General features: G+C 60.5%; 29 protein-coding genes and 1 tRNA gene. 19 read left to right on the forward strand and 11 right to left on the reverse strand.

The window, feature by feature from the left end; genetic code table 11:
• Window positions 1–5 precede the first annotated feature (5 nt).
• Window positions 6–1,526: a cryptochrome/photolyase family protein gene (locus tag RMQ97_RS05770; RefSeq protein WP_413659905.1), complete on the reverse strand. Its 1,521-nt coding sequence runs from the start codon at window positions 1,524–1,526 to the stop codon at window positions 6–8.
• Window positions 1,527–1,618: 92 nt separating this feature from the next.
• Between RMQ97_RS05770 and RMQ97_RS05775 the strand changes: the two genes are divergently transcribed.
• Window positions 1,619–2,311, forward strand: a complete 693-nt coding sequence (locus RMQ97_RS05775; RefSeq protein WP_413659906.1) for an SDR family NAD(P)-dependent oxidoreductase — start codon at window positions 1,619–1,621, stop codon at window positions 2,309–2,311.
• 40 nt (window positions 2,312–2,351) lie between these two features.
• On the opposite strand, the gene RMQ97_RS05780 is transcribed toward RMQ97_RS05775, so the two are convergent.
• Window positions 2,352–2,425: transfer RNA gene (locus tag RMQ97_RS05780), tRNA-Cys, on the reverse strand.
• Window positions 2,426–2,600: 175 nt separating this feature from the next.
• Between RMQ97_RS05780 and RMQ97_RS05785 the strand changes: the two genes are divergently transcribed.
• From RMQ97_RS05785 to RMQ97_RS05795, 3 genes are all read left to right on the forward strand, one after another.
• Window positions 2,601–3,260, forward strand: coding sequence for a protein-L-isoaspartate O-methyltransferase family protein (locus RMQ97_RS05785; RefSeq protein ID WP_413660018.1), 660 nt, complete (start codon window positions 2,601–2,603; stop codon window positions 3,258–3,260).
• 361 nt (window positions 3,261–3,621) lie between these two features.
• On the forward strand, window positions 3,622–4,959 hold the full coding sequence (locus tag RMQ97_RS05790; RefSeq protein WP_413659907.1) for a TolC family outer membrane protein: 1,338 nt from the start codon (window positions 3,622–3,624) through the stop codon (window positions 4,957–4,959).
• A gap of 89 nt (window positions 4,960–5,048) precedes the next feature.
• On the forward strand, window positions 5,049–5,597 hold the full coding sequence (locus RMQ97_RS05795) for a DUF2497 domain-containing protein (RefSeq protein ID WP_413659908.1): 549 nt from the start codon (window positions 5,049–5,051) through the stop codon (window positions 5,595–5,597).
• Between the two features lie 113 nt (window positions 5,598–5,710).
• Here RMQ97_RS05795 and RMQ97_RS05800 read toward each other — a convergent pair whose 3' ends face one another.
• The gene (locus tag RMQ97_RS05800) at window positions 5,711–6,172 is read right to left on the reverse strand and encodes a YybH family protein (protein WP_413659909.1); all 462 of its coding nucleotides are present in this window, start codon (window positions 6,170–6,172) and stop codon (window positions 5,711–5,713) included.
• A gap of 168 nt (window positions 6,173–6,340) precedes the next feature.
• Here RMQ97_RS05800 and RMQ97_RS05805 point away from each other — a divergent pair, with 168 nt between their 5' ends.
• The 3 genes from RMQ97_RS05805 (at window position 6,341) to RMQ97_RS05815 (ending at window position 10,789) form a co-directional block, all read left to right on the forward strand.
• Entirely contained in the window at window positions 6,341–6,871 is a 531-nt protein-coding gene (locus tag RMQ97_RS05805) for a DUF2306 domain-containing protein (protein WP_413659910.1), read from the forward strand.
• A gap of 68 nt (window positions 6,872–6,939) precedes the next feature.
• Window positions 6,940–9,795: a valine--tRNA ligase gene (locus RMQ97_RS05810; RefSeq protein ID WP_413659911.1), complete on the forward strand. Its 2,856-nt coding sequence runs from the start codon at window positions 6,940–6,942 to the stop codon at window positions 9,793–9,795.
• Window positions 9,796–9,808: 13 nt separating this feature from the next.
• Window positions 9,809–10,789, forward strand: coding sequence for a DUF3137 domain-containing protein (locus tag RMQ97_RS05815; protein WP_413659912.1), 981 nt, complete (start codon window positions 9,809–9,811; stop codon window positions 10,787–10,789).
• Here RMQ97_RS05815 and RMQ97_RS05820 read toward each other — a convergent pair.
• From RMQ97_RS05820 to RMQ97_RS05840, 5 genes are all read right to left on the reverse strand, one after another.
• Entirely contained in the window at window positions 10,786–11,736 is a 951-nt protein-coding gene (locus RMQ97_RS05820) for a DUF2145 domain-containing protein (protein WP_413659913.1), read from the reverse strand. The two genes, RMQ97_RS05815 and RMQ97_RS05820, sit on opposite strands and share 4 nt — an antisense overlap.
• A gap of 44 nt (window positions 11,737–11,780) precedes the next feature.
• Window positions 11,781–12,161, reverse strand: coding sequence for a hypothetical protein (locus RMQ97_RS05825; RefSeq protein ID WP_413659914.1), 381 nt, complete (start codon window positions 12,159–12,161; stop codon window positions 11,781–11,783).
• 102 nt (window positions 12,162–12,263) lie between these two features.
• On the reverse strand, window positions 12,264–13,100 hold the full coding sequence (locus tag RMQ97_RS05830; protein WP_413659915.1) for a DUF2145 domain-containing protein: 837 nt from the start codon (window positions 13,098–13,100) through the stop codon (window positions 12,264–12,266).
• Window positions 13,097–13,387: a hypothetical protein gene (locus RMQ97_RS05835; protein WP_413659916.1), complete on the reverse strand. Its 291-nt coding sequence runs from the start codon at window positions 13,385–13,387 to the stop codon at window positions 13,097–13,099. Before RMQ97_RS05835 ends, RMQ97_RS05830 begins: the two co-directional genes overlap by 4 nt.
• Window positions 13,388–13,511: 124 nt before the next feature.
• Window positions 13,512–14,300, reverse strand: a complete 789-nt coding sequence (locus RMQ97_RS05840; RefSeq protein WP_413659917.1) for an exodeoxyribonuclease III — start codon at window positions 14,298–14,300, stop codon at window positions 13,512–13,514.
• 101 nt (window positions 14,301–14,401) lie between these two features.
• Here RMQ97_RS05840 and RMQ97_RS05845 point away from each other — a divergent pair, with 101 nt between their 5' ends.
• Window positions 14,402–15,013, forward strand: a complete 612-nt coding sequence (locus RMQ97_RS05845; RefSeq protein WP_413659918.1) for a hypothetical protein — start codon at window positions 14,402–14,404, stop codon at window positions 15,011–15,013.
• Window positions 15,014–15,019: 6 nt separating this feature from the next.
• Here the strand turns inward: RMQ97_RS05845 and RMQ97_RS05850 are convergent, their stop codons facing one another.
• From RMQ97_RS05850 to erpA, 3 genes are all read right to left on the reverse strand, one after another.
• The gene (locus RMQ97_RS05850) at window positions 15,020–15,706 is read right to left on the reverse strand and encodes a nitroreductase (protein WP_413659919.1); all 687 of its coding nucleotides are present in this window, start codon (window positions 15,704–15,706) and stop codon (window positions 15,020–15,022) included.
• A gap of 78 nt (window positions 15,707–15,784) precedes the next feature.
• Window positions 15,785–16,144 (reverse strand): DUF1428 domain-containing protein, encoded by a 360-nt coding sequence (locus RMQ97_RS05855; RefSeq protein WP_413659920.1) that lies wholly within the window; start codon window positions 16,142–16,144, stop codon window positions 15,785–15,787.
• A gap of 37 nt (window positions 16,145–16,181) precedes the next feature.
• Window positions 16,182–16,511: an iron-sulfur cluster insertion protein ErpA gene (gene erpA, locus RMQ97_RS05860; protein ID WP_413659921.1), complete on the reverse strand. Its 330-nt coding sequence runs from the start codon at window positions 16,509–16,511 to the stop codon at window positions 16,182–16,184.
• 99 nt (window positions 16,512–16,610) lie between these two features.
• Between erpA and RMQ97_RS05865 the strand changes: the two genes are divergently transcribed.
• The 11 genes from RMQ97_RS05865 to RMQ97_RS05915 all read left to right on the forward strand — a co-directional run bounded on the left by RMQ97_RS05865 (window position 16,611) and on the right by RMQ97_RS05915 (window position 26,096).
• A complete protein-coding gene (locus RMQ97_RS05865) occupies window positions 16,611–17,801 on the forward strand; it encodes a deoxyguanosinetriphosphate triphosphohydrolase (RefSeq protein ID WP_413659922.1) in 1,191 nt (396 codons plus the stop codon).
• 94 nt (window positions 17,802–17,895) lie between these two features.
• The gene (locus tag RMQ97_RS05870) at window positions 17,896–18,837 is read left to right on the forward strand and encodes an SPOR domain-containing protein (RefSeq protein ID WP_413659923.1); all 942 of its coding nucleotides are present in this window, start codon (window positions 17,896–17,898) and stop codon (window positions 18,835–18,837) included.
• On the forward strand, window positions 18,834–19,853 hold the full coding sequence (nagZ, locus tag RMQ97_RS05875) for a beta-N-acetylhexosaminidase (protein WP_413659924.1): 1,020 nt from the start codon (window positions 18,834–18,836) through the stop codon (window positions 19,851–19,853). Before RMQ97_RS05870 ends, nagZ begins: the two co-directional genes overlap by 4 nt.
• A 46-nt stretch (window positions 19,854–19,899) precedes the next feature.
• A complete protein-coding gene (locus RMQ97_RS05880; RefSeq protein WP_413659925.1) occupies window positions 19,900–20,712 on the forward strand; it encodes a segregation and condensation protein A in 813 nt (270 codons plus the stop codon).
• Window positions 20,709–21,539, forward strand: a complete 831-nt coding sequence (gene scpB / locus RMQ97_RS05885; protein WP_413659926.1) for an SMC-Scp complex subunit ScpB — start codon at window positions 20,709–20,711, stop codon at window positions 21,537–21,539. The genes RMQ97_RS05880 and scpB overlap by 4 nt, the downstream gene beginning before the upstream one ends.
• 109 nt (window positions 21,540–21,648) lie before the next feature.
• Entirely contained in the window at window positions 21,649–21,864 is a 216-nt protein-coding gene (locus tag RMQ97_RS05890; RefSeq protein ID WP_413659927.1) for a Sec-independent protein translocase TatA, read from the forward strand.
• Window positions 21,865–21,869: 5 nt separating this feature from the next.
• Window positions 21,870–22,304 (forward strand): Sec-independent protein translocase protein TatB, encoded by a 435-nt coding sequence (tatB, locus tag RMQ97_RS05895; RefSeq protein WP_413659928.1) that lies wholly within the window; start codon window positions 21,870–21,872, stop codon window positions 22,302–22,304.
• The gene (tatC, locus tag RMQ97_RS05900) at window positions 22,301–23,137 is read left to right on the forward strand and encodes a twin-arginine translocase subunit TatC (protein WP_413659929.1); all 837 of its coding nucleotides are present in this window, start codon (window positions 22,301–22,303) and stop codon (window positions 23,135–23,137) included. The genes tatB and tatC overlap by 4 nt, the downstream gene beginning before the upstream one ends.
• A 66-nt stretch (window positions 23,138–23,203) precedes the next feature.
• Complete coding sequence (serS, locus tag RMQ97_RS05905) at window positions 23,204–24,481, forward strand: serine--tRNA ligase (RefSeq protein ID WP_413659930.1); 1,278 nt, start codon at window positions 23,204–23,206, stop codon at window positions 24,479–24,481.
• A 159-nt stretch (window positions 24,482–24,640) separates the two neighbouring features.
• The gene (surE, locus tag RMQ97_RS05910) at window positions 24,641–25,435 is read left to right on the forward strand and encodes a 5'/3'-nucleotidase SurE (protein WP_413659931.1); all 795 of its coding nucleotides are present in this window, start codon (window positions 24,641–24,643) and stop codon (window positions 25,433–25,435) included.
• A 19-nt stretch (window positions 25,436–25,454) separates the two neighbouring features.
• Window positions 25,455–26,096, forward strand: coding sequence for a protein-L-isoaspartate(D-aspartate) O-methyltransferase (locus tag RMQ97_RS05915; RefSeq protein WP_413659932.1), 642 nt, complete (start codon window positions 25,455–25,457; stop codon window positions 26,094–26,096).
• Window positions 26,097–26,156: the final 60 nt, after the last annotated feature.

Below are 26,156 nucleotides of genomic sequence, written 5' to 3' on the forward strand. Positions count from 1 at the left end.
GTTCGTCAAAGATTATCGAGGATGTCCCGCGCCTTATGGCGCAGATCAGACTGGCGCGCTTCATCCATACGGTCCCAATTGCGATAGACCGGACCGAGGCGCGGATTGCCGCGCAGCGTGTCTGCGTTGCGGGCCAGGAAATCCCAGTAGAGCGCATTGAAAGGGCAGGCGTCAGGGCCGAGTTTGTCCTTCACCGAGTAACGGCAGTCTGCGCAGTAATTCGACATGCGGTCGATATAGGCGCCGCTTGCAGCATAGGGTTTGGAGGCGAGTAATCCCCCGTCGGCAAACTGGGACATGCCGATCGTATTGGGCGCCTCCACCCATTCAAAGGCGTCGACATAAACGCCGAGATACCATTCATGCACCGCATGTGGATCAATGCCGGCGAGCATGGCGAACGTACCCGTGATCATCAGGCGCTGAATGTGGTGGGCGTATCCATAGTGCAAGGTCTGGCCGATTGCCGCGCGCAGACAGGCCATATCGGTCTCGCCCGTCCAGTAAAAGGCGGGTAGCGGACGGTCCGCGGCGAGGGCGTTGCGGTGCACATAATCTGCGCCTTCGCGCCAATAGATGCCGCGCACATATTCGCGCCAGCCAATAATCTGCCGGATAAAGCCTTCCACCGCATTGAGTGGGGCATGCCCCGTGTGCCAGGCCTTTTCCGCGGCGTGGCAGACCTCCAGTGGCTCCAGCAGGCCGATATTCAGGGCAGAAGCGATCAGGGAGTGGTAGAGAAAGGCCTCTCCGCACACCATGGCGTCCTGATAATCACCAAACAGCGGCAGGCGGTGGGTGATGAAATCCTCGAGCGCAGCCAGCGCCTGCGCGCGTGTGACCGGCCAGGCGAACGTCTCAAGATCACCCAGCCCGTCGGCAAATTCGCGTTCGACAAGATGGAGGACCTCCTGGGTGATCAGGTCTGCTTCGGCTTGAAAGCGATGGGGCATGAACAGGTCAGACCCGGCCGGCTTGCGGTTCTCGGCATCGTAGTTCCAGCGGCCGCCCGCGGGTTTGTCACTATCCATGAGGAGGCCGGTTCGGCGGCGCATCTCCCGATAGAAATACTCCATGCGCAGGTTTTTTTTGCCCTCGGCCCAGGTTTCGAACGCGCTGTGGGAACACAGGAAACGATCATCTTCACGGATCTCGACCGGTATCAGGAAGCGGTCCGGCCAGGCTCGCATCTCGCTCAGGAGCCGCCACTCGCCGGGTTCTGTCATCACAAGCCGGGTGAAGTTGGCCCTGGCGAGATGATGTTCGATTACCTCCGAAAAACTCTCCCGCGCGGTGGGGTCGTCGAAACTCTGATAGTGGACTGTAAAGCCCTCCGCGCGCAGGGCCTCGGCAAAATGGCGCATGGCGGAGAAGATCAGGGCGATCTTTTGTCGATGATGGCGCACATAACCCGTCTCCAACGCGCATTCCGCCATGACGATCTCAGTGGTGTGCGGGTCTGCATCACGCAGGCTATTGATGGATCGCGTCAACTGATCGCCAAGAACGAGAACAAGATCTGTCACCTAGGCCGCCTTTCTCATCGCTTGAAACGTTCTACGTCTCACAGGAGCGATCAGATGAGCGCTGGCTGCGCGGGGAAGGCGGACATTCGGGCATGAATGATCAAAGAGACGATGTGTCAGTGGTTCTGGGGGCCGGCGGCGGAATTGGCCGGGCCCTTGCCTCCGAATTGCGCTCACGGGGAGAGCGAGTTATCGCTCTGTCGAGGACCAGCGATATCGTGTTCGACGTGACCTCGCCGCCCTCGATCCGGACCGCACTGGATCGGGTCTTTGAGCAGGGCGTGCCGCGCCGGATCATCCTGTCGACAGGCTTTTTGCATGATGACCGGTTTGCTCCCGAGCGCAGCCTTCGGGAGATGGATGCCGATCACATGACGCAGGCCTTTCAGATCAATACGATTGGCCCGGCGCTTGTGTTGAGGTCTGTGCTGGAGCTGATGCCTCGCTCCGGCGTCTTCGGGATCGCCGCACTTTCCGCACGGGTAGGCTCGATTTCCGACAATCGACTGGGGGGCTGGCTCAGCTATCGCGCCTCAAAGGCCGCCCTGAATCAGGTGGTGCGGACGGCGTCGATCGAGATGAAACGTCGCAATCGCGACAGCGTGTGTGTGGCCTTGCACCCGGGGACTGTTGATACAGCTCTGTCGCAACCCTTTTCCAAACGCGGACTGGATGTGCGGCCCCCGGCCTTGGCGGCACGGGAGATTGTCGATGTGATGGATGGTCTTACACCGTCAGATACAGGCGGTTTTTTTGACCACACGGCACAGCCAATCGCGTTTTGATGGCGCGAGGATCTCAACCAGTTGACAGGTATAGTGAAAGTGGAGGCACCGCCCGGAATCGAACCGGGGTACACGGATTTGCAATCCGCTGCGTAGCCACTCCGCCACGGTGCCGGTGCCAAGGGGGAGGGATATAACCGCAAGCGCGGGGTTGGGCAATCACCCAGCACACGCGTCATGCACTGCGCCCTGCGACAGAGGCGCGCTTGCTCTTGTGCGGGCGCACAGGATATATCTGCCGCGAATTTATCTTGAATCGGGCCGGTACCGGTCTGTTCCCACCTTGGAGATGCCGGTGAGCGATTTCGATCAGGCCCGCAAACAGATGTTGGATTGCCAGATCCGGACAGCAGATGTCACGGATCGCCGGGTACAGGCCGCCTTTGGCCAGATCCCGCGCCATGTCTTTGTGCCGCGCTCTAAAGATGCGTCTGCCTATGCTGACGCGGAAGTGGAGACGGGACCGGGACGCACGATGATGCGTCCGCGCGATATCGCCAAACTTATCCAGGCCGCGGACATTCAGCCGACCGAACTGGTGCTCGATATCGCCTGTGGTCGCGGTTACTCAACCGCTATTCTGGCGTCTTTGGCCGACACGGTTGTCGCTCTTGAAGAGGATGCGGCGACCATTGAAAAAGCCAGCACCCTGCTGAGCGAGGTCGGCGCAGACAATGCAGCGGTCATCGAAGGCGAGCTCAAGGCCGGTATTGCCGGCCAGGGACCGTTCGATGTGATTTTCGTGAACGGTGCCGTGGAAGAGATTCCGCAGGCCTGGCTGGATCAGCTGGCAGACGGCGGACGCCTTGTTGCGATCGTGCGTGAGGGGGCTGTGGGGCGCGCTGTTATCGTCAGCCGGGCCGGTGAGCGCATTGGTGAACGCACTCTGTTCAATGCCAGTGCCCGGGTTCTGCCCGGTTTCGAGCGCGAGCGAGCTTTCAGCCTCTAGTTTCCAACCCGTTTCAGGCCTTGGATCTCCGGATCGGGCTTGAATAGTGAACGCTGTTCACTTAAATTTCCGTCATGCGGGATAAAAGCACCGCTTTTCTTCCTGACCTGTCAGACGGACCGGGTTAAACTGAACGTATAAACGATGGTCTCCGGTGTGCGGTGGCCTGTTTCGACTTATGTCGGGAACGAAAACATTCGGCTTTTTCGTGTGTGTCTGCTATCGCAGGCGCAAGCAGGCGAAAATGTCGGTTCACTCGTTTCCAATCCAGGTCAGGGCCGCTGGGGTCATGGGCCTGGATCACACGACCAGGGATGGGGATCCCCGCCGGCCCGTCGGCCGGACATTGATGAGGTATATGATGACGCGCGCTTTTCTTCGTTCAGCCGTGTGTGTGGCTGCACTGGCAATCGGGGGCTTGACCGGTTCGGCCAGCGCCCAGACCTTCTACGAAACCCTGGTGATGGCTTATAACTCCAATCCGGACCTGCAGGCCCAGCGTGCGGCACTGCGTTCGACGGACGAGGCTTATGTCCAGGCCAGCTCGGCGCGCCTGCCCTCCGTTTCGGCGGCGGGCTCGGTCAGTGATAGCGGTTTTTCCAATCTGACCACGCAGAACTATTCCATCACAGCCACCCAGTCGATCTATCGCGGTGGTCGGACCCAGGGCGCGATCGATCAGGCCACGGCCCAGATCATGGCGGGCCGGGAGACCCTTCGCTCGGTGGAGCAGAGTGTCTTGCTCAATGCCGCGACGGCCTTTCTCGATGTGGCGCGCGACGAGGATATCGTCGAGATCCGCCGCAATAATGTGGAAGTGCTGAGCCAGCAATTGCAGGCCGCCCGCGACCGGTTCGAAGTGGGTGAAATCACCCGTACGGACGTTGCCCAGTCTGAAGCCCGCCTGTCCGGGGCCCAGGCCCAGCTGGCGGCCGCCCAGGCACAGGTCTCGGTCAGCCGTGCCAATTACGAACGTATTGTCGGCTCGCCGGCGATGAACCTGTCCGACCGCCCGGATCTTCCGACCGTTCCGTCAGACCTCGCTTCGGCAGCCGAGCTGGGCCTGTCCAACAATCCCAGCCTTCTCGCCGCTCAATATGCCGAGACCTCGGCGCGCCAGGGTGTGCGGGTCGCACGCGGCAATTTCCTGCCGGAAGTGTCTGTCAGCGGTTCGCTGGGGCATGGCCGCGATGTGGTGATCTCCGGTGATGATCGTGACAGTGCGTCGATCACGGGTCGAGTATCCATTCCGCTCTATACGGGCGGGCTCAACGGATCGCGTGTGCGTGCGGCTGTGGCTCAGGAAGAACAGGCCCGCAATCAGGTAGATGCCGCGCGGCGCCAGGTCATTTCCGGTGTGGCATCGGCCTATTCCAGCTATCAGGCGTCACTGGCGGTGATCGAATCCAGTCGCCAGTCGGTGCGTGCCAACCAGATCGCCCTGGACGGTGTTGAACAGGAAGCGCTTGTCGGCATTCGCACGACGCTTGATGTTCTCAATGCCGAGCAGGAATTGCTGGACGCCCGTCTGACGCTGGTGTCGGCAGAGCGTGATGCCTATGTCGCCGCCTATAATCTTCTGGTGACCGTGGGCACATTCACGGCGCAGGATCTGGCGCTGAATGTCGAGATGTATGATCCGGAAGCCCAGCGCCACCAGACGGGTTTTCCTAACGTTGACTTAACGCCCTGGAACTAGGGTGAGCCGCAAACGGGACTAGACAGGCTGTAAGATGCCGGGTTTATTCGTGTTTCAGTTGAAATCTCCGAGCAAGGGTGGGTTACCCCATGGCTGAGCAGAGCGCCGATAGCGAACCGTCGATGGAAGAAATCCTGTCCTCGATCCGTCGGATCATCAATGAGGACGAGGATGAAGCTCCGGCGGAGGCCGCGGCTGACGAAGACCTGGGCCAGGATGCTGTCGACAACATGTTCGACGAGCCGGCCGAGCCGGAACCTGCGCCTGAACCCGCGGATGATGTTCTCGAACTGACCGAGAAAGTCGATGAAGACGAAGGCATTTCCGTCGCCGATGATCTGATGATCCTGGATCGCGAAGACGAGGAAGCGGAGCCTGAGCCGGAGCCGATGGCGGCATTCGAAGAGGAAATCACCGAAGGCATCATGTCCGATGGTGCTGCGACAGCGGCGATGGGCTCGTTCCACCAGCTCGCTGATACGATCCGGATTTCCGAAGAGGAAGGCCGGACGCTGGAAGGTGTCGTGCGCGCTCTGTTGCGTCCGATGCTCAAGGAATGGCTCGACGCCAACCTGCCGGGCATTGTGGACGAGAAGGTTCAGGCTGAGATCGACCGGGTGGCCCGTCGTCGTCGCTGATATCTTCGATCAACACGTATGGAAAAGGCCGCTTGGATTTATCGAGGCGGCCTTTTTCGTGTCTCGTATGTGGCGAGTACAGCCAGAAAAGCCAGATCAGCCGTGTCACCCGATCAATAGGTGAAGACCATGCGGGAGATTTTCCAGTCGCCGCTGTCATCCTGTTCGAACACGTTCAGGAAATAGCCGGCCTGATCGAAACTACCACTACCGTCTTTCATGGTGACATGACCGGCGAACCGTCCTCGAACCAGGCCAATGGCGCCTTCAATCCGGGCCTCGGAAATCTCGACCTGTCCCGTACAGTCGTGATTGACCATGGCATAATTCTGGGTCTGCCAGGTCCGGATGGCCTCAATGCCATCCAAAGGGGCCCGTCCGGGCATGATCAGGATCGCCTCATCATCGAAGAGGGCCAGCTTGGCCTCGATGTCCTGAGCTAGATCGGCCTCACACCATCCATCTGACGATAAAGTCGCCAGATCAGTGGCGGTCACGGTGCTGTCAGCCAAAGCGGGACCTGCGGTCGAGGCCAGGCTGGCGAGTGAAACGGACAGGGCGGTTAAAACTTTCATGTGGAACTCCGTATGTTGACGCGAGCGTAAACACGGCAGCCAGGGCCAGTAAACCGGTGTCGGACGAATAAGACTTATCAAGGGGGGGAATGATTCCAACGCGATACCATTGACGAAAGCGCTTTGTAATTTAAAGTGAAGTGTACCGGTTTTGAAAGGGACATCGTTATGGAGAATTTCTGGGCTCTGGACAGCTGGATCCACTCGGCCAATGGCGCCGTTCACATGGGCATGGCCCTGCTCGCCTTGCTCCTGGGCCCGCTGCTATTCCTCATTCGCAAGGGCAATCGTTTTCATCGTATCGGCGGGTATCTCTACGTGCTCGCCATGCTGACGGTGAATATCACGGCCCTGACCAGTTATGACCTGTCCGGGCGGCCCAATATCTTTCACTTTTTCGCGCTCATGAGTCTGGCGGGAGTGATCCCGGGCTATTTCGCCATTCGCGCCGCCATGCGCCGACCGAATCGCAATGCGGTGCTCGGTCATGCCAAGGCCATGTCCTATTCTTATATGGGGTTGTTTGCGGCCGGGCTGAGCCAGATAGGAACGCGTCTGGCACCCTCCCTCTTCCTGTCGCCCATTTGGCTCTATGTCTTTCTGGGAAGCGTTGTTTTTATCGGTTTTCTGATCACGGCGTGGATGGTGAAAGCCACAGAAGAGGGGCTGGGGCGGCGCTATTCTCCGGCGGCACGCTGAGACTTGCACACCCCATGCGCAAAAGGCCATCGACGGACGCGAAAAGGGCCTTTATTCATGCGCCTATTATGATGGAAAAAACCTTCAATCCTGCCGAAGCCGAAGCCCGCATTTATGAGGGCTGGGAAACATCCGGGGCGTTCAAGCCGAAGGATGACCCGAACGCGAAACCTTTTTGCATTGTGATCCCGCCGCCCAATGTGACCGGGCGTCTGCATATCGGTCACGCGTTGAACAATACGCTGCAGGACGTGCTCTCGCGCTACAAGCGCATGCTGGGTGACAGCGTGCTCTGGCAGCCGGGTACCGACCATGCCGGTATCGCCACGCAAATGGTGGTCGAGCGTCAGCTGGCAGCCAATCAGGAGCCGGGCCGCCGGGAGCTGGGTCGCGATGCGTTTCTCGACCGGGTCTGGGAATGGAAAGAGGAAAGCGGCGGTCAGATCATGACCCAGCTGCGCCGTCTGGGTGCCAGCTGTGACTGGTCGCGCGAGCGCTTCACCATGGGGGAGCGCGGCGCCGAGAATGACCAGATGCAGGCCGCTGTGATGAAAGTCTTCGTCGAGCTCTACAAACAGGGCTTGATGTATCGCGGCAAACGTCTGGTGAACTGGGATCCCAAGTTCGAGACGGCGATTTCCGACCTCGAGGTCGAGAATATCGAAGTCGACGGCCATATGTGGCACTTCAAATATCCGCTCGCCGACGGCAAGACTTATACCTATGTCGAGAAGGATGAAGATGGGACTATCACGCTCTCCGAGGAGCGCGACTATATCTCCATCGCCACAACCCGCCCGGAAACCATGCTGGGTGATGGTGCCGTCGCCGTGCACCCCGATGATGAACGGTATGCGCCGATCGTCGGTGCGCTGTGTGAGATCCCGGTCGGGCCGAAAGAACATCGCCGCCTGATCCCGATCATCACGGACGAATATCCCGATCCGGAATTTGGTTCCGGTGCGGTCAAGATCACCGGCGCGCATGACTTCAACGATTATGAAGTCGCCAAGCGTAATAATATCCCGCTCTATCGCCTGATGGACACCCAGGCCGCCATGCGTGCCGACGGTGCGCCGTATGACGAGTGTGCCGAACAGGCCCAGGCGATCGCCAAAGGTGCGGACGTGCCGTCTGAAGCCGAGGTGGATGCGATCAATCTCGTGCCGGAAGACTATCGCGGGCTCGACCGGTTCGAGGCACGCGAAAAAATCATCGCGGATATCTCTGCGGAAGGTCTGGCGGTGATGATCACGCCAGAGGCGAAAGAGGACGGCGAAGAACCGCCTCAGCCCATCCCCTTCGTCGAGAAAAAGAAAATCCAGCAGCCCTTCGGTGACCGCTCCAATGTTGTCATCGAGCCCATGCTGACGGACCAATGGTTCGCCAATGCGGGTGAGCTGGCCAAGGAGGCCATTGCGGCCGTCGAAGATGGCCGGACCACCTTCCATCCGAAAAACTGGGAAAAGACCTATTTCGAATGGATGCGCAACATCCAGCCCTGGTGTGTCTCGCGCCAGCTCTGGTGGGGGCACCAGATCCCGGCCTGGTATGATGCGGATGGGGGTGTTTACGTTGCCGAGACCGAAGCAGAGGCTCAGGCTCAAGCGGGCGGGAAGGCGCTGACACGCGATCCTGACGTGCTCGACACCTGGTTCTCCTCCGCCCTGTGGCCGTTCTCGACCCTGGGCTGGCCAGACGAGACGCCGGAAGTCGATCGGTTCTACCCCAATACCGTCCTGATCACGGCGTTTGACATCATCTTCTTCTGGGTGGCCCGGATGATGATGCAGGGCCTGCATTTCATGGACGAAGTGCCCTTCAAGGATGTCTATATCCACGCGCTGGTGCGCGACGAGAAGGGCCAGAAAATGTCCAAGTCCAAGGGCAATGTGATTGACCCACTGGAGCTTGTCGATGAATACGGGGCCGATGCCGTGCGCTTCACGCTGGCGGCCCAGGCCGGGCAGGGGCGTGACATCCGCATGTCCAAACAGCGCGTTGAAGGCTATCGCAATTTTGGCACCAAGCTGTGGAATGCCGCGCGCTTTTGCGAGATGAATGAATGCGCCGTGCCGGCCGGTTTCGATCCCAGATCCGTCACCCAGACGGTCAATCAGTGGATCCTGGCGGAGGCCGAAGCCACGGTGGCGGCGGTCAATAAGGGGCTCGACGAGTACCGGTTCAACGAAGCAGCGGCGGCCGCCTATCGTTTTACCTGGAATATCTTCTGCGACTGGCATCTGGAATTCGCCAAACCCCTCCTTCAGGGTGAGGACGAGAACGCCAAGGCCGAATGTCGTGCAACAACGGCTTATGTGCTCGATATCGCGCTGAAAATCCTCCACCCCTTCATGCCGTTTGTGACCGAGGAATTGTGGAACCAGACGGCGGACCGCGAGACCGCATTGATCACAGCGGCCTGGCCCGATCTGGACGGGTTTGCCAATGAGGCCGCGGCGTCCGAGATGAGCTGGCTGATCGATCTGGTCACGGATGTGCGTCGACTGCGTGCCGAGATGAATATCCCGGCCGGAGCCCAGCTGCAGGCTGTGGCTGTGGGCGCGGATGAAGCGATGGTGGCCTGTCTCAAGCGCAATGAGGCCTTGATCAAGCGCATGGCCCGCCTGGCGGATATCGCGCTGGGCGATGCTGTTCCCCCGGCCTCGGCCCAGTGTGTGGTGGGCGGGGTCACGATTGCGCTGCCACTGGAAGGCGTGATTGATTTTGACGCCGAGCGCGAGCGGCTGACCAAGGAGCTGAAAAAGCTGGATGGTGAGATCACCCGCCTGGACAAGAAGCTGGGCAATGAACGCTTTGTCGCCAACGCACCGGAAGCCGTGGTGGCCGAACAGCGTGAGAAGCTGAGTGAATACAGCGCCCAGAAGGAGAAGGTCGCGGAGGCCTTGTCGCGCCTGGGCTAGAAAGGACCTCGCCATGAGCACGGATCCCTTTGACCAGATCTGGTCGGACACGCTGGAACCCCGCCTGTTGTCGCTGGAAAGCGAGCGTCAGGCCGCGGTGCGGGTCTTGTGGATCCGTATTGTGGCGCTGGGCCTGCTCGGGCTTTTGGTGACGGCGATTTTCCTCATCTTCGGAGCCGTGGATTTTCCCTGGTTCCTGCCGCCAGGTATCGCGATCGCCATTGGTGCGGGCTGGGGCATGGTGCCTCTGACCACGCTGCGCAAGCGAGTGAAGAGCGAGATCAACACGACGGTCACCGACGTGTTTGGACTGAGCTATAGCGTCACCAGCCATGCGCCGGGGTTCAATACATTCGAAACGCTGGGCCTGTTGCCGTATCATGACCGGTCCAGTTTCGAGGACCATATCGCCGGCCCGGTGGATGGCAGCCAGATGGAGCTCTATGAGGCGCATCTGGAAGAGCGGCGGCGGTCCAAGAACCGGACCTATTATGTCACCGTGTTTCGCGGTGTGCTGATCCGTATCCAGTTTCCGCGCAAGGTGGAAGGCACAACGGTCATCACCCGGGACCGGGGCTGGTTCAATGGTCTCACCGCGATGGGCAAGAAATGGGGCTCCAAAAAGCTTGAGCGCATCGGGCTGGTCGATCCCACATTCGAGAAGATTTTCGAGGTCTATGGCGATGACCAGGTGCTGGCGCGCTATATGCTGACACCCTCCTTCATGGAACGTCTGATGGATCTAGAAAAAGCGCTGCATGGCAAACAGGTGCGCGCAGCTTTTCTGCCGGGCGAGGCCGGGCAGGGGGGGGAGCTGATCCTGGCCGCCGAAACGGGCAATCAGTTCGAGGTCGGCAGCATGTTCCAGCCGCTCGCCAGCAAGACCCGTGTGGAAACGGTTGTACGCGAACTGGCGGCCCTGCGCCGGGTCATCGCATTTCTGATCAAACCGGCCAGCGAGAGCGGCGAGTTTGCCGATCGCGGCGAGCGCTAGCCCTCTCCCGGGCGCACACTGGTATAGGATCGTTCCGGGGTCGGGGTCGGCGCCTGGGTCGCCGGAGCATCGCTTGGCAGAACGGGCGGCGGTGTCACCGGTTCGGGCGGATACATGAATTCCGCACGGATTTCGTAGACCTCGGAGGCCAGACCGTATTGCGTCATGAACTCGCCCATTGAGGCGAAGGTGGCCGTGCGGATTGGACCCTCATGATCTTCCAGTCGGATGCGTTCATCCGCGGTGGGGGCGAACATGCGCTGAAAGATCGAGATCTTGAGCGGTGAGGGCTCGAAATAGGCCTCCAGATTGGCCTTGATCTGCGGCAGGCTGTGGGTCTGCCAGGTCGCCCCGGCGATCACGTCGAGCATGAATTCATTGCAGTTCTGGTAGAGCGGATCGAGCGGGTTGGAGACGAGAGAATAATCGTCGCGGTGCAGGGCCTCGTACCGGCCATCCTGCATCATTTCGATCAGGCGTCTTTGCATCTCGGGTGAGGGGATGATGACCCCGACCTCGCCAATGACATCGCCGTTGACGAAGTCCACCGGCCAGTCCTGGTGCAGATAGGACCGGCGGCGATCTTCAGCGCCGTGATAAAGATTGTGGACGGAATACCCTTGGTGGGTCTGACCATCTGCCCCCTGGATCGTGGAATAGACCCAGAAAGCACCATGGGTGTAGCGGACACCGCCTGGCAGTTCCTCTCGCGCGCGGCCACTGCGGAACACAATCGCGATGCGGGCTTCACGCCGGGCGAGATCCCGTTCGATCTGTTTGGCGAAATCCGCCACGTCCTCGATGGCGTGAGTGGGTTGGCCGCGTGGCTGGGAGGCGTCGCCACCGGCATGCGCATCCGGGCTGGCAACCGACAGGGTGAGGGCCAGGCTGAGGGCCATAAGGCTGCGGGCCGCGGTTTTGACGTGCGGTTGGCTTGAGCCTGACATTTCCCCCTCCCTTGCCCTTCCTGTCGGGATCACCAGTCAGACCGCTAGGGGTTTGCCGGTGTCACATAGGGTACGTTCGGCGGCGGATCGGCGATGATCGTCGTCTCGCTGATCTCCAATCCGTAGCCGGTTTCGAACGTGGACTGCATGATAGCTTCACTCAGATTCTCTGTCATGTCGATCAATTCCGGATCGCCGGTGACGGATCCGGCCGTGACGCCGCCCAGCAGCACGACGGTTCCCGCCGTCACGGTCACTCCGGTCGAGGCCAGGGCCGCGCCGGTCTCCACTGAGGCAGCCACGCTGTCGCCGGATGCAGCGGCAGCGGGGGTGTGAGGGGTGGATTGAGCATAGGCGGTGCTGACCGGCAGAGCCGGAGCCAGCAGAATCGAGGTCGCCAGGGCCGTCATCTTCATCATGTCCATAGCCTGTCTCCTTGGGGCTGAAACAGGTGTGTTTGTGGACGTGAACGAAATTCAGCCAAGTATTATTTCGAGTAAACTCGATTTACTAAATTTGTCAGTGGCTTACTGGTGGGAGGAGGCCGTCGGTACAGAGGCGCCGGCCGAAGCGATGGCAGTGGACTCCAGCTCGAATACGGCCTGGGCCAGATTGTAGACCGACATGAATTCCGACATGGACCGGAAGTCCGCCATCTGTACATCATCACCCTGATCATCCAGGCGCAGGGCCGGATTGAACAGGGGGGCTGCGAACCGGTCCCAACCGGAAAACGCCAGTTCGGTCGGATCAAAATAGGCGTTGATATTGACCTTGATCCGCTCGCGCTCGGCATCAATCTCCCAAGCGGCCGATGAGACCACGTCGAGGACGAATTCGGTGGAATTCTGCAAACGCAGATCATTGGGATTGGAAATCAGCGAGTAGTCCGGATTGTGGAGATCCTCATAGATGGGCGAGGCCATAACATCGAGGATCCGGTTTTGCATTTCGGGCAGGGGCACGATCACCCCGACACGGCCTGTGACGTCTGATCGGGCGAAGTTGAGCGGCCAGTCCTGAACCAGATAGGACTCTCCAGGGCGGTCGACCCGGTGATAGAGATTAAACACGGTATAGCCATACAGGGTCCGGCCATCTGCCGCGTCAATCGGGGTGTAGACCCAGAAGCTGGCATGGCTGTAGGGCACATGTCCCGGCAGGCTGTCGAACGCATCGTCACTACGGTACACAATCGCGACATGGGCGCCCCGATAGGCCAGCTCGTATTCGATGTATTTCGAGAAGTCGGCCGCTTCCTGCAGGGAAAAACGTGTGGCGGCCCGTCCGTCAGACAAGGCCATCGCCGGTGAAGATAATCCCACAGCAAGGGTGATCAAAAGACCGGCGAATAAGTACTTCATAGACCTGGACCTGAATTGTCGTCGCTGGTTTCGACGATGATTTCGTCATGAACTTCGAGGGGCGCGTTTGTCATGGGGTTTTCGCGCTGTCGGCTCTGAGCCATATCCCGGGCGCGGCGTAGATAGGTCTGGGCGCGCGTTTCAGCCGGGCTGGCTTCTTCCGTCGTTTCTTCGGTCTGGGTTTCAGTCTGACTTTGAGGCTGGGCAATCCGCTGATCTGCGGTTTGAGCCGTCGCAGCGCCTGTCAGCAGGGCCAGTGTCAGGGGGGAGATCAAGATCAGTCGCATGGTTTCAATCCGCTACCTGTGTATAGGGTTAACATAACCATAACACAAAAGTCAGGTGAACCTTTACTGAACCTGTCGTGAGTGGTGGATGCGTGTACTCACAACCTGACAGATGAGCTCGTCCTCAAAGATCAAACACGCCCAGAACCGGGACATGGTCCGAGGCTTTCTGTTCGCCGCGAGTTTTGCGGTGAATTTCGACGCTTTTGAGGCGATCCGCGGCCTGGGGCGAAAGAAGTAGGTGGTCGATGCGGATTCCATGGCCCTTCTGCCAGGCCCCGGCCTGGTAGTCATAGAAGCTGTATTGATGACCGCGTCCGTCCACCTGTTCAAAAGCCTCGGTCAGACCGAGCCATTTCAGCGCATTGAATGCGGCGCGGCTGTCGGGGCGGGCCAGAGCATCGTCTGCCCAGACGGCGGGATCCCAGCAATCGCTGTCGCGCGGGATGATATTATAGTCGCCGGCAAGGATCAGGGGTTCTTCCAGAGCGAGCAGGCCCTGGGCATGAGCGTGCAGGCGTTTCATCCAGGCAAGCTTGTAATCATATTTGGGTCCCGGAGCGGGATTGCCATTGGGCAGATAGATGGAGGCGATCCGGACCGGGCCGCTCTCGGCACTGATCACGGCTTCCAGATAGCGGGCCTGTTCATCCGTCTCGTCGCCGGGCAGGCGCGGCGTGCACTCCTCGATCGGAAACCGCGAAAGTATGGCGACACCATTGTAGGATTTCTGGCCATGGGTCTCGACATTATAGCCCAGGTCCTCGATCTCCAGCCGGGGAAAGCCCTCATCGACCGTCTTGATCTCCTGCAGGCACACAATGTCGGGACGCGCTTCGCGCAACCAGTCCAGAATATTGGGAAGGCGGGCCTTGATGGAGTTCACATTCCAGGTTGCCAGCGAAAGTGTCATGTCAGCCCTCGATCCCTACCGTAAGTTGAGTTATTCGACAGACAGGTTATGACGTTTCGGCCGGTGCGATAACCGGTGAACGCAGAGATCGGGGGATGATCATGATGTTTCGCGCAAACTGGATTTTGGCGGGTATGGCCGCAGCGGCTCTGGGCGGCTGTGCAAGCCTGCCTGGCTTGGCCACACCGGCTCAGGATGATGTGGTGGAGTCGGCCGTACCCGTTGTCGAGACCGCCCCGCTCCGTCCCGAACTGGCGCCGCTGACCTTTCTGACCGGCAATTGCTGGAAGGGCACATTCCCCGATGGCGTGCTGATTGACGTGCACTGTTATGAGGTGGCCTATGATGGTGCGTTTGTGCGTGAAGTGCATGCCGTTCCCGGCGAGACCGGCATTTATCGCGGTGAAACCCTGTATCACTGGGATCCGGAAAGCGAGATGATCCATTATCGCTATTACACCAATACCGGCGGCGTGAGCGATGGCACGGCGGGTATGGATGGCGATGCGCTGCGCTTTCCCGACGAGATCCACCGATATGCTGACGGACGTGTCCAGATCTTCTCCTCCCAGCTTGAGCGTCTGGGTGAGGATTCCTATCGTGTCGTGTCCAATGACGTGACCGATGGTGCCAATCCGGTCGAGGTCTATTCCATGGTGTATGAGCGCATTACCCGCGATGAGGCCTTTGCGCTCATTGAAGGCGGGCTCTGAAACCGGTCAGAACCCGTCGAACACGGCAATCTCATCCAGGCCGGCCCGAGAGGTGCGGGCCTGGTTGACGTCGGCGTTCAGGTCCGCATGTCCCAGAGCAATGCCGCAGAACAAGGTATGATCCTCCGGCATGCCGATCGCGGTTTTCACCGTGCGCGGATAGATGGACCAGGCTTCCTGGGCGCATGTGCCGAGCCCGGCCTCGGTTGCGGCGAGCAGGAAGGTTTGGATGAACATGCCCAGATCCGACCACTGCCCTGGTTCCATGTCCTTGTGCAGACCAATAAACAGACCGACAGGCGCATTCCAGAACTGGAAATTGCCCGCGACATGGACTAGCCGTCCCATCTTGTCCTCGCGCGCGATACCGGCAGCGGCATAGACCGTCTCGCCACATTCATAACGTCGTGTGCGCCAGGGTTCGGCCAGGGGTTTGGGATAGATGCGGTATTCGGGATCGGGCTCGCCCAGCGGATGCTCCTGCTGCACGGCCTGGACGGCATCGATCACGGCCTGACGCGCAGTTCCCGATACGACATGCACACGCCAGGGCTGGAGATTGCCGCCCGACGGGGCCTGCCGGGCCAGGTTGAGCAGGTCCTCGACCGTTTTTTGTGAGACCGGTGTATCGCGAAAGGCCCGCGTTGAAATACGCGCCTCCAGCAGGGCTGCAAGGCCGGACATGGCAGACATGAACACTCTCCCCGTGTTGTTTGGGGAAAGACTAGTCTGCCTGCCATCAAGGTCCAGCCTCCAGGCGCCCTGGAGTCTTTAATTGCTTTGGAACAGGATGGTCTGAAAACCGCCGAACATCAGGCGCTGGCCATCAAAGGGCATGGCCTCCATGCCCATATTGGCTTCCATATCCGCATGAAGGGCGGGCATGGCGGCATCCCGGGCCTCGCGTGACGGCCATTCAACCCAGGAAAAGACGACGACTTCGCCCTCTTCCAGACGTACTGCCTTGGGGAAGGAGGTGACGTTACCATCGGGCACATCTTCTCCCCAGCATTCGCGCACAGACAGGGCGCCATGTTTGAGAAACAGGTCGGCGGCCGTGCGGGCGGTTTTCAGATAGGCGTCCTTGTTCGCCGCAGGGACCGCCGCGAGATATCCATCCACAAAAGTCATGTCACTCCTCCCGAAATCGCGGAGGCCATAACACGGATCAGATGGAAAAGCTTGTGCCACAGCCGCAGGCTGCGGTCGCATTCGGGTTCTTGATCTGGAAAGAGGCGCCGATCAGCTCATCGACATAATCGATCTCGGACCCGTCCAGGAAGGGGAGGGAGGCCTCGTCGATCACCACGGTTGCGCCATCACGTTCGATGATCTGGTCATCGGACTGGGCTGCCGTGTCCAGGTCGAAGGTATAGGAGAAACCGGAGCAGCCACCGCCCACAACGCCAATGCGCAGCACACTTGCCCCGTCCTGGGCGGACATGATCGTATTGATCTGCCGTGCGGCGGAGGCGGACAGGGTCACATTAGAAGTCATGATGTTAGACCAATTCTGCTTGCAATCATGCGGGGCGTTCGTTTACTGCCCCGAAGACTATATGGACCCGACCGGGCTTTGAAGAAAGGGTCAACCCACATGACGATTGCTGCGACGGACAGGGCCCGTGCCTCCTATGCCTGTCATCCCTCGCGTTCGCGGGGACGGTTTTACCCCCAGCCCGACAGCGCCATGCGCAATGCCTTCCAGCGCGATCGCGACCGGATTATCCATTCCGCCGCCTTTCGTCGTCTGAAGGAAAAGACCCAGGTCTTTGTGGCGCACGAAGGGGATCAATACCGCACACGGCTGACCCATTCGCTGGAAGTCGCGCAGATTGCCCGCACCCTGGCGCGCGCGCTGGGCGCGGACGAGGACCTCGCGGAAGCCTTGGCGCTGGCGCATGATCTGGGCCATCCGCCCTTTGGTCATGAAGGCGAACGCGTGCTGGCCGAACGTATGAAAGGCTTTGGCGGTTTCGACCATAATGCCCAGACCCTGCGTGTCGTGACCAAGCTGGAAGTGCGCTATCCCGAGTTTGAAGGTCTCAACCTGACCTGGGAGACGCTCGAAGGCGTGGTCAAGCACAATGGCCCCTTGCTCCGGCCGGGACAGTCGCCGGACGAGCTGGCATGGGCGTTCACAGCCTATCCCGGATGGGAGGAGCTGGAAGTGGCCACTCATGCCGGTCTGGAAGCCCAGATCGCGGCGATTTCTGATGATATCGCCTATAATAATCACGATATTGATGACGGGCTTCGCGCCGGCTTGCTCGAGCTGGACGCCCTGATGGAATTGCCGCTCCTGGGCGATATTTTCCGGGGTGTTCAGAAGAAGTGGCCGGACATCGACCGTAATGTTCTCATCCATGAAGCCGTGCGTGAACTCATCGGCGAAATGGTCGGGGATGTGCTCAGCGAATCTGTACGTCGTCTGACGCAGAGCGCGCCGGGCTCAGACCAGGAGGTGCGCCTTCTGGAGGCTCCGGTGGTCGCATTTTCCGAGGAGATGGTCGGTATTCTGGCCGCCCTTCGGCGCCATCTCTTTGCCCACATGTACAGGCACTATAAGGTCAATCGCATGATGAGCCAGGCCGGCCGTGTGATGCGGGACCTGTTCGACCTGTTCCTCAATGATCCCGGTATTTTGCCTGATGAGGTGCGTCGGCAGACGGATGGCGCGGGAAGCGCGACGACGGCGCGGGTGGTCTGCGACCATATTGCGGGCATGACGGACCGTTTTGCTGTTGAGGAACATCGCCGTCTGTTTACCGTCCAGGGATATTTTTAGTGCTTGGCTGTGTGTCGGGCTGAGTCTGGCCATAATGACCATCCAGTCTCGACGTGATTCGCGTGGGGGCTCAGAGTGATTGAACGGATTGAGAATGACTGATCGCGACGAGGACCGCCTGGGCGCCTATGCGCCACCGGCCGACGAGTTCGACACTTTTGATGCGCGCGGGGAGGATGCCCGGCGCGGACCGCTCCTTCTGACCGCCGCAGCTGCCGTCTTTGTACTGTTCATCGGCGTGGTCTGGTCGGCCTATCATCAGGGTGTGCGTGAGGGTGGGCGCAATCAGCCGCCACGTATCAGCGAATCCGGTGAGCCGTTTCGTATCCGTCCGGAAGACCCGGGCGGGGAAGAAACCCGGGACGCTGGTCTGGATGTCTATAATCGCCTGACCGGTGAAGAGGATACTGGCGAAAATGCGCAGCCGCGTCCGGCGCCGGAAGAACCGCTGGATGATGTCACGCCGTCTATTCGTGTGGAAAGTGATGACGCGCCACAAGGTGAAGGCACTGTGCGCGATGCCGATACCATCCCCGATGTACAACCGCGCCAGGCGCCGCCGCGCCCGCAACGTGAGCCGGATCCGGAGCCCCAGACTCCTGCAAACACTCCGGCAAACACTCCGGCAAACACTCCCGCGGAACCCCCGGCAGATACGCCGACCGAAACGCCTGACACGTCGAGCAGGCCCACCTCAACCCCGCCCAGTTCTGCACCGGCGGAGCGTCCCGAACCGCAGGCCGAGCAACCCGACCCGGTTCCGTTCCGGCCGATAGCAACAGCCAATGGCAATTGGGTGGTCCAGATCGCCAGCTTCCGCACTGAAGCCGATGCAGAGGCCGCCTGGCTGGCGTTTCGCACCCGCTATTCGGATATAGCCTCAGGCCTCGCACCGGATGTGGCTAGTGTCGAGATCGAGGGGCGTGGCACCTATCACCGTCTGCGAATTGCGGCATTTGGCAGTCGGGAAGACGCAGCAGCGTTTTGCTCCACGCTTCAATCGCGCGGCCAGGATTGTCTGGTGGCCAGCCGATGAGTGTCTCTGCTGCGATTTACGGCCTTCAAGGCCTGACCCTGACGGCCGACGAGAAGGCTTTTTTTCGCGACAGTGATCCGTGGGCCTTTATCCTGTTTGCCCGCAATATCGAGAGTCCCCGGCAGGTTTCCCGCCTGACCATGGGCCTGCGTGATCATCTGGGACGCGATGTTCCGGTCTTTATTGATCAGGAAGGCGGGCGGGTGCGCCGCCTGCGACCGCCTCACTGGCGCGATGTGCCGGCGGCACAAGCCTTCGCGGATCTTTATCCGGATGCGCCCGAACAGGCCATCGAGGCCGTCTGGCTCAATCACCGGCTGATGGCGCATGAATTGCGGGCTGTCGGCGTGGATGTCGATTGTGCGCCGGTTCTTGATCTGCGCATTGAGGGCGCCGATGCCATTATTGGTGATAGGGCCTTTGGCCGCACTGTTGAGCCTGTTATCGCCCTGGGGCGTGCGGCGATGGACGGATTGAGTGCGGGCGGTGTGGCCCCGGTGATCAAGCATATCCCCGGTCATGGACGGGCTGATGCTGATAGTCATCTGGCTCTGCCGCGTGTGGATGAGCCGCTCGACGTGTTGCGGGAGACAGATTTTGCCCCGTTCAAGGCGCTCCACGACGCGCCCATGGCGATGACGGCTCATGTGCTCTACAGCGCGATTGACCCTGATCAGCCTGCGACGATCTCGGCGACCGTGATCGGCGATATCATTCGCTCAGAGATGGGATTTGAGGGGCTCTTGATGGGCGATGACCTGTCCATGCATGCGCTGGAGGGCGGGCTGGGCGAACGCGGCGAGCGGGCCCTGGCGGCGGGATGCGATATCCTCCTGCACTGCAATGGCGATATGGCCGAGATGATCAGTGTCGCCACATCTGCTCCGGCCTTGTCCGGTCGCGCCCTGGAGCGCGCCGATGCGGCGGCGGCCGTGCGTGAGGGAATCGAAGATTTTGATCCTGTGGCTGCCGAATCGCGCATCAATGATCTTTTGGGCCTGAACGCCCGGGCTTGAGCGTGCGCCAGGCCAGAGCCAGACCCGTGGCAAAGCGAGAGACTGTGTGAGCGAGGAGTTTGAAGAAGACGTCCGGTTTGACGCCGCCGAGGAAGCCGAAGCTGAAGCGCTTGTGGTGGATCTCGACGGGTTTGAAGGACCGCTCCACCTTCTTCTGGCTCTGGCGCGCAAGAAAAAGGTCGATCTCGCCCGGATTTCCATCCTCGAGCTCGCAGATCAGTATCTGGGCTTCATCGAGGCCGCCCGACGCCAGCGTCTGGACCTGGCTGCCGATTATCTGGTGATGGCCTCCTGGCTGGCTTTCCTGAAATCGAAACTCCTGCTGCCCAAACCCCCCAAGGTGGACGAGGAGGCCCCGGCCGAGGAAATGGCCGCTGCCCTGGCGTTTCGTCTGCGCCGGCTTGATGCCATGCGTGCGGCGGGAGAGGCGATTTATGCCCAACCCGTTCTCGACAGGGATATCTTCCTGCGCGGCATGCCGGAAGGCGTGCGCTCTACCCGGTCCATGGTGTGGGAGGCGGATCTCCACGATCTGCTGTCGGCGTATGCAAAAAGACGTGCACGCAAGGCCGCTTCGGTGTATCGCCCGCCCGCTGTGAAAGTCTATGCCCTCGACGAGGCGCGCGACCGGCTCGAACGCATCTTACCGCGTCAGTCGGACTGGCAGGATCTGGATGCGTTGATGCCGGATCTGACCGCGCTGGGGGAGGATGCGCCGCCCCGGGCTTCCATTCGTGCCAGCTCAACATTGGCGGCGTTGGAGATTGCCAAGGAAGGCGCGGCTGAAATACGACAGCGCGAAGCCTATGCGCCGATTTATGTGCGTGGCCGACAAAGAGATGAACAGGATCCGCAATGACGGACGAGACCGATATGCCAGGCGAAGGCCCTGAGGGAATAGACCAGTCGGCGCAAGCTGCCGACGCGATCACCGAGGCGATCGAAGCCTTGCGTGAACGCTCTGTTCGACAGGGTCCGGCAACGGAGGCCGAGACGGCTGACAGTCTGGGCGTGCGCCTGGCCGTGAATACCCAGCGCTACCAGTTGCGCATTCTTGAAGCCCTTTTGTTCGCTGCCTCAGAACCCCTGGACGAGGAAACGCTGACGGGGCGTCTGCCTCTGGAGGCGAATGTTCCTGAATTGCTTGCGGCCCTGCAGGCGGAATACGCCGAACGCGGTGTGCGTCTGGTTGAGGTGGGTGGACGCTGGCGGTTTGAAACCGCGCCGGATCTCGCGGAGATTCTCAATGAGGTGCGCCAGGAGCCGCGCAAACTGTCCCAGGCAGCCCTCGAAACCCTGTCCATCATCGCCTATCATCAGCCGGTGACGCGCGCCGAGATCGAGGAGATCCGCGGTGTGGCCGTGTCCAAGGGCACGCTGGACCTGTTGCTGGAATTGCGTTGGGTGCGCCCGCGCGGGCGTCGGCGTACGCCGGGCCGTCCCGTGACCTATGGAACAACGCCGGGTTTTCTGGAGTATTTTGGCCTCAGCGGAATCGGCGACCTGCCCGGCATGACCGATCTCAAGGCGGCGGGGCTGTTGGATGCGCGCCTTCCGCCTGGTTTTTCGATCCCTGATCCGGCCCGGGCCGACGAGTTGGCGGATGAAGATCCGCTGGATGACGAGGATGCACACGCCTTCCATGTGGACTATATGGAAGGTGAGGACGGGGAAGATGACGCCTGAGGGCGTTGTTTCGGCTGGTTCAGATCCGGTCGAGCCCGATTGCTGCGGTGATGGACCTGGCGACGGGCTTGCACTAGACCTGATAGAGACACTTTCGACGGAGACGGCAATGGCGCCCGGCATCTGGCAATTCGGACTGGTTATTCTTCTTGTGGTTCTCCTGTTTGGCGGACGCGGCAAGATTTCTTCCATCATGGGTGATTTCGCCAAAGGCATCACCAGCTTCCGTCGCGGTCTGCGCGATAATGAGGAGACGTCCGAGACCAAGGATGATGCTCCGGGGATCGCTGAAGACAGCCGCGACGACACCAAAGCCGGGAGCTGACCGGTATGAGCCCGGGTATCGGCGGGCCCGAACTTCTCGTCGTCCTTATTCTGGCGCTGGTGGTCGTGGGGCCGCAGCAATTGCCGGTCATGATGCGTCGGGTGGGTCAGTTTCTGGGCCAGATGCGTATGATGGCGCGGGAATTCCAGCGCAATTTCGAGGAAATCGGTCGTGAGACCGAGTTGTCGGAGCTGCGCCAGGAGATCGAGGCCCTCAAGAAGGCCAATCCCGTCAATGAAGTGCGCGATGAACTGAACGCGACGGCCCAGGATCTGCAGTCGGCCCGCCTCAACACGCTACACACCCCGCAACAGGCCCGGCAGGCCGCTGAGGTTGCCGGTGAGGTTGCCGGTGAGGCGAGCGATGATGCTGCGGCTGATCTACCCGAGGCTGAACAGGCCGCCAGCGGATTGTCCAGCTCAAAAGAGCCGAATGCATGAGCCACTCTCCCCTTGATGAGATCGAATCCAGCCGCGCGCCGCTGCTCGATCATCTGATCGAATTGCGTCAGCGCCTGATCATCGTGATCGCGGCATTGGGGGCAGGCTTCCTGGCCTGTTTCTTTGTCTCGGAGTGGATTTTCCAGGTTCTTTTGCTGCCCTATCGGGATGCCTGGGCGAGTGTGCATGACACGCCGGTCGAAGCGACCGAGTTGACGGCGAATTTTTTCAGCCCGCTGGAGATGTTCTTTCTGCGTCTCAAACTGGCGCTGGTCGGTGCCATAATCCTGACATTCCCGGTCATTGCCTGGCAGGTCTATGGTTTTGTCGCGCCCGGTCTTTACAAGAATGAGCGCGGGGCGTTTGCGCCTTTCCTGATCCTGTCTCCGGTCCTGTTCTGGTCGGGCATGGCCTTCGTGTATTACTTTGTCCTGCCCATGGTGATGCGTTTCTCGCTCAGCCAGGAACAGACCTATGTCGGCAGTGGGCTGTCGGTCGAGCTGCTGCTCAACGTGTCCGACTATTTCAATCTGATCACCACTTTGATGCTGGTGTTCGGGGCGTCTTTCCAGATGCCGGTCCTGATGATGCTGCTGTCACGGGCGGGACTGTTGAAGGCCGATACCCTGCTCAAGGGATGGCGCTTTGCTGTTGTTGCCGTGGCTCTGTTTGCGGCCTTTGCCACACCGCCCGACCCGGTCAGCCAGATCCTGCTCGGCTCCGCTCTCCTGCTGCTCTATTTCATCTCCATTGGCGCGATGAAGCTCATTGAAGCCGGTCAGGCGAAACGGGATGCGCAGGCGGCTGAAGAGGAGGCGGGGAATTCCGAGTGATCCGGTTGCCGCCGCGCGCGGGCAGGGCTATAGCCCGATGGACACATCCAAATCCGGAATGATCCCATGCATGATATCCGTCTGATCCGCGATGACGCGGCCGCCTTTGATGCCGGTCTGGCCCTGCGGGGCCAGGAGGCCCAATCCGCTCGCCTGCTCGAGCTGGACGAGAAGCGCCGCGAGGCCCTGACCCGCCAGCAGGAAGCCGAGACCGAGCGCAATACGCTCTCCAAACAGATCGGCCGGGCCAAGGCATCAGGCGATGAGGACGAGTTCAATCGTCTGCGGGCCGAGGTCGAGCGCCTGAAAGGCGTGCTGGAAGAGGCGGGTGAACAGGCCCGGCATTTCGACGAGGCGCTGAACCAGCATCTGGCCGCTCTGCCCAATATTCCCGAAGCCGACGTGCCGCAGGGTGAGGATGAGGCTGACAATGAAGAAGTGCGGGGCTGGGGCGAGCCGCGTGAATTCAGCTTTGAACCCAAGGATCATGTCGATCTGGGTGAAGGCCTCGGCCAGATGGATTTCGAGAAGGCCGCAGCGCTCTCGGGCGCACGTTTCGTGGCCCTGACCGGTGGTCTGGCGCGGCTGGAACGGGCCCTGGCGCAGTTCATGCTCGATATCCACACCCAGGAGCACGGCTATATGGAAGTCTCGCCGCCCTACATGGTGCGCGATGACGCCATGTTTGGCACGGGCCAGCTGCCGAAGTTTACCGAAGACCTGTTCCGCACGACGGATGATCGCTGGTTGATCCCGACGGCCGAGGTTCCGCTCACCAATCTGGCGCGCGAGACCATCCATGAAGAGGCCGTGCTGCCCATGCGCATGACGGCGTTCACGCCATGCTTCCGCGCAGAGGCGGGGTCGGCCGGACGCGATACGCGGGGCATGATCCGCATGCACCAGTTCCAGAAGGTGGAAATGGTCTCCATCGTGGCGCCGGAGGAGAGCGAGGCCGAGCTCGATCGCATGACCGGCTGCGCTGAACGTATTCTTCAGCTGCTCGACCTGCCTTACCGGGTGATGCTGCTGTGTTCGGGCGATATGGGTTTCTCGGCCAAGCGCACCTATGACCTGGAAGTCTGGCTGCCGAGCCAGAACACCTATCGCGAGATCTCGTCCTGCTCCAATTGCGGGGATTTCCAGGCGCGCCGGATGAATGCCCGTTTCCGCAAGGATGGCGAGAAACGTCCGCAATTCCTGCACACGCTCAACGGGTCCGGTGTGGCCGTGGGCCGCGCCATGTTGGCGGTGATGGAGAACCATCAAAACGAGGATGGCTCGATCACCATCCCCGAGGCTCTGCGTCCCTATATGGGCGGCATGGAAACGCTGACAGCCTAGGCTGGTACAGACCGGTGATCACAAGAGCCCGGGCGCCTGGCGTCCGGGCTTTTCACATGGTGATGACTGAGGTTTCCCACGGACGTGATTGGCGGGTGACTGGCGTCGCGACGGTTTTGCTTTAGAAGCGGTCGGGTAACACGAGAATGAGCAATCGACATGATCCCCGAAAATCCCCGCATCCTGCTGACCAATGATGATGGTATCCGCGCGCGCGGCCTTGTCTCTTTGGAGAAAATCGCCCGCGAACTGTCCGATGATGTGTGGATCGTGGCGCCGCATGAGGAACAGTCCGGGGCCGGGCGCTCTCTGACCCTTCATGATCCGCTGAGGATCCGCAAATGGGATGATCAGCGTTTCTCTGTGACCGGCACGCCTACTGATTGTGTGCTGATGGGGATCCAGGACATTATCCCGGGCAAGAAACCGGATCTGGTGCTCTCCGGGGTCAATCGCGGACAGAATATCGCCGAGGATGTGACTTTCTCGGGCACTGTCGCCGGGGCCATGCAGGGCATGCAGCTGGGTATTCCCTCCGTCGCCCTGTCCCAGGCCTATGGGTTCAAAAAGGGTGATCCGATCGAGTGGGAGACGGCCGAAACCTTTGGAGCGCCGATCCTGCGACGCCTGTTTGATCTCAAATGGCCCGACGATGTGCTGATCAATATCAATTTCCCGGACGCCCGGCCCGAGGATGTAACGGAAGTGGAAGTGACTCGCCAGGGTCGCCGCGACCAACATATTCTGCACGCTGAGCACCGTGTGGATCCGCGTGGTGAGGATTATTACTGGCTGGGGTTCAAGGGGCTTTTGTCGAACCCGCCGGCGGGTGTCGATCTGAAGGCGATCTATGAGGGCAAGATCTCGGTCACGCCGCTGCACATGGATCTGACCCATGGCGAAACCCTAGGCAATCTGAAAACCATGCTGGGCGGAGTTCCGCCCAAGCACTGACGCTGACAGGACGCCCGCCATGTCGATGCCTGATCCCCGGATGATCCAATTGGTCATGGCGCTGCGCGGTGGCGGTGTGACCGATGCGCGGGTGATGGGGGCGATCGAGCGGACACCGCGCGATCTCTTCGTGCCGGAACGTTTTGACGACCAGGCGTATGATGACCGGCCCTTGCCGATCGATTGCGGGCAGACGATCTCCCAGCCCCTGATCGTGGCGCACATGACCCAGGCGCTTGAGCTGGATGACCGCTCCAAAGTGCTCGAGATCGGGACGGGGTCAGGTTATCAGACGGCCATTCTTTCGCGGCTGGCGCGTCGGGTCTATTCCGTCGAGCGCTACCGGACGCTGGGTCAGCTGGCGCAGTCGCGCTTCGAGGCCCTGCGCCTGTCCAATATTGTGCCGCGGATCGGTGATGGCACCGTGGGTTGGCCCGAGCAGGCTCCCTTCGACCGCATCATCCTGACCGCGTCCGCACCCACGCGCCCGGACGTGATCCTAGATCAGCTCAAACCCGGTGGGATTGCCATCGCACCGGTGGATAGCGGCAAGCGTCAGGTCCTGATGCGGTATCAGCGGATTGAAGACGGGTTTGACGCCCGCGAGCTTATGGATGTGAGATTTGTGCCGCTCATCGAGGGCGAAGCCAAATCCCTGTGACACGCCGCGCAATTGCCACATATGGCTAACGACCGGTTAAGCCTTATCTGGCACGCTCGC

Source organism: Maricaulis sp. D1M11 (assembly GCF_047308265.1).
In the GTDB taxonomy this organism is placed as follows: Bacteria; Pseudomonadota; Alphaproteobacteria; order Caulobacterales; family Maricaulaceae; genus Maricaulis.